This is a genomic window from Microcoleus sp. LAD1_D5 (assembly GCF_036702115.1).
In the GTDB taxonomy this organism is placed as follows: Bacteria; Cyanobacteriota; Cyanobacteriia; order Cyanobacteriales; family Microcoleaceae; genus Microcoleus.
In genome coordinates, this window is the sequence record NZ_JAUBSA010000145.1 from 2,501 (window position 1) to 5,251 (window position 2,751).

The 2,751-nt window shown below is 54.6% G+C and carries 2 rRNA genes (1 of these 2 running past the window's edge); both read left to right on the forward strand.

Annotated features, from left to right (window positions below):
- Nucleotides 1-2,441 (forward strand): 23S ribosomal RNA (locus QUA70_RS27855); it begins 443 nt to the left of the window's first position.
- A 144-nt stretch (nucleotides 2,442-2,585) separates the two neighbouring features.
- A 5S ribosomal RNA gene (gene rrf / locus QUA70_RS27860) occupies nucleotides 2,586-2,700 on the forward strand.
- Nucleotides 2,701-2,751 lie beyond the last annotated feature (51 nt).

Sequence of the window (2,751 nt, forward strand, 5' to 3'; positions counted from 1 at the left end):
GTACCGTGAGGGAAAGGCGAAAAGAACCCCGGCGAGGGGAGTGAAATAGAACCTGAAACCGTGTGCGTACAAGCAGTGGGAGCCGACTTGTTCGGTGACTGCGTACCTTTTGTATAATGGGTCAGCGACTTATTGTCTGTAGCAAGCTTAACCGTATAGGGGAGGCGAAGGGAAACCGAGTCTGAATAGGGCGCATAGTTGCAGGCAATAGACCCGAAACCGGGTGATCTAGCCATGCCCAGGGTGAAGGTCGGGTAACACCGACTGGAGGCCCGAACCCACTCCTGTTGCAAAAGTAGGGGATGAGGTGTGGCTAGGAGTGAAAAGCTAATCGAACCCGGAGATAGCTGGTTCTCCTCGAAAGCTATTTAGGTAGCGCCTCGCACGAATCTTCTTGGGGGTAGAGCACTGTTATGGCTAGGGGGTCATTGTGACTTACCAAACCATGGCAAACTCCGAATACCAAGACAGACTATGCGGGAGACACACGGCGGGTGCTAACGTCCGTCGTGAAAAGGGAAACAACCCAGACCCACAGCTAAGGTCCCCAAATTACCGCTCAGTGGAAAACGATGTGGGAAGGCACAGACAGCCAGGAGGTTGGCTTAGAAGCAGCCATCCTTTAAAGAAAGCGTAATAGCTCACTGGTCGAGTCGGCCTGCGCGGAAGATTTAACGGGGCTAAGCGGTATACCGAAGCTTGGGGTGTACACCTTCGGGTGTACGCGGTAGAGGAGCGTTCCGTAAGCCGTTGAAGGTGGATTGGAAAGTCTGCTGGAGGTATCGGAAGTGCGAATGCTGACATAAGTAACGATAATGCGGGTGAAAAACCCGCACGCCGAAAGCCCAAGGTTTCCTTGCACAACGTTAATCGGTGCAGGGTGAGTCGGCCCCTAAGGCGAGACCGAAAGGTGTAGTCGATGGGAAGCTGGTTAATATTCCAGCACCTCGCGTGACTGCGATGGGGGGACGGAGAAGGTTAGGTGTACCGGGCGTTGGTTGTCCCGGGGAAAGGAGGTAGGCATGAGACGTAGGCAAATCCGCGTCTCTTTATGCCGAGCACCGAGACGAGTCCTATCGGACGAAGTCACTGATACCACGCTTCCAGGAAAAGCCTCTAAGCTTCAGGTCACGCAGACCGTACCGTAAACCGACACAGGTGGGCAGGATGAGAATTCTCAGGCGCTTGAGAGAACTTGGGTGAAGGAACTAGGCAACATGGCACCGTAACTTCGGGAGAAGGTGCGCCTTGATAGGTGGCTACATGCGTAGCTGAGCCTGTCAGGGCCGCAGAAACCAGGCCGCTGCGACTGTTTATCAAAAACACAGCACTCTGCAAACACGAAAGTGGACGTATAGGGTGTGACGCCTGCCCGGTGCCGGAAGGTTAATTGATGGGGTTAGCCGCAAGGCGAAGCTCTTGATCGAAGCCCCGGTAAACGGCGGCCGTAACTATAACGGTCCTAAGGTAGCGAAATTCCTTGTCGGGTAAGTTCCGACCTGCACGAATGGCGTAACGACAGCGGCGCTGTCTCCACCCAAGACTCAGTGAAATTGAAATCGCTGTGAAGATGCAGCGTTCCCGCGGCAAGACGGAAAGACCCCGTGAACCTTTACTATAGCTTTACATTGAACGTTGAGTTCGTCTGTGTAGGATAGGTGGGAGGCTATGAAGTGTGGTCGCTAGATCGCATGGAGCCATCCTTGAAATACCACCCTGATGTGCTTGACGTTCTAACCTGGGCCCGTTATCCGGGCCGGGGACCATGTATGGTGGGTAGTTTGACTGGGGCGGTCTCCTCCCAAAGAGTAACGGAGGAGCACGAAGGTACGCTCAGCGCGGTCGGACATCGCGCACTGTGTGCAAAGGCATAAGCGTGCTTGACTGCAAGATCGACGGATCAAGCAGGTACGAAAGTAGGTCTTAGTGATCCGGTGGTTCTGTATGGAAGGGCCATCGCTCAACGGATAAAAGGTACTCCGGGGATAACAGGCTGATACCGCCCAAGAGTTCATATCGACGGCGGTGTTTGGCACCTCGATGTCGGCTCATCACATCCTGGGGCTGTAGTCGGTCCCAAGGGTATGGCTGTTCGCCATTTAAAGTGGTACGCGAGCTGGGTTCAGAACGTCGTGAGACAGTTCGGTCCCTATCTGTCGTGGGCGTTGGAGATTTGAGAGGGGCTGCTCCTAGTACGAGAGGACCGGAGTGGACGACCCCCTGGTGTTCCGGTTGTCATGCCAATGGCATTGCCGGGTAGCTATGGTCGGAAACGATAACCGCTGAAAGCATCTAAGCGGGAAGCGTGCCTCAAGATGAGATCTCCCGGGACTTCAAGTCCCCTAAAGGAACCATCAAGACTAGGTGGTTGATAGGTCAGGTGTGTAAGCGCAGCAATGCGTTGAGCTAACTGATACTAATGATCCGTGAGGCTTGATCATATAACCTCAAGACGCCTTACCCTCGACAACACGTTGTCGATGCCAGTAACGCCAAAAAATGTTCGCTACGTCCCCCCTTTGAGAGCGTGTGCGCATAACTGCGTCCGTTGTTTGGACCCAGCCACTGCGACCCTCCACCCTCTCCCTGGCGACCATAGCGCTGTGGCACCACCCGATCCCATCCCGAACTCGGAAGTGAAACGCAGCTGCGCCAATGGTAGTGTGGCCTAAGCCATGCAAGAGTAGGTCATCGCCAGGGTTTTTATCCCTAAAACGCCGCCCCAAAAGGGCGGCGTTTTTCTTTGGCGCC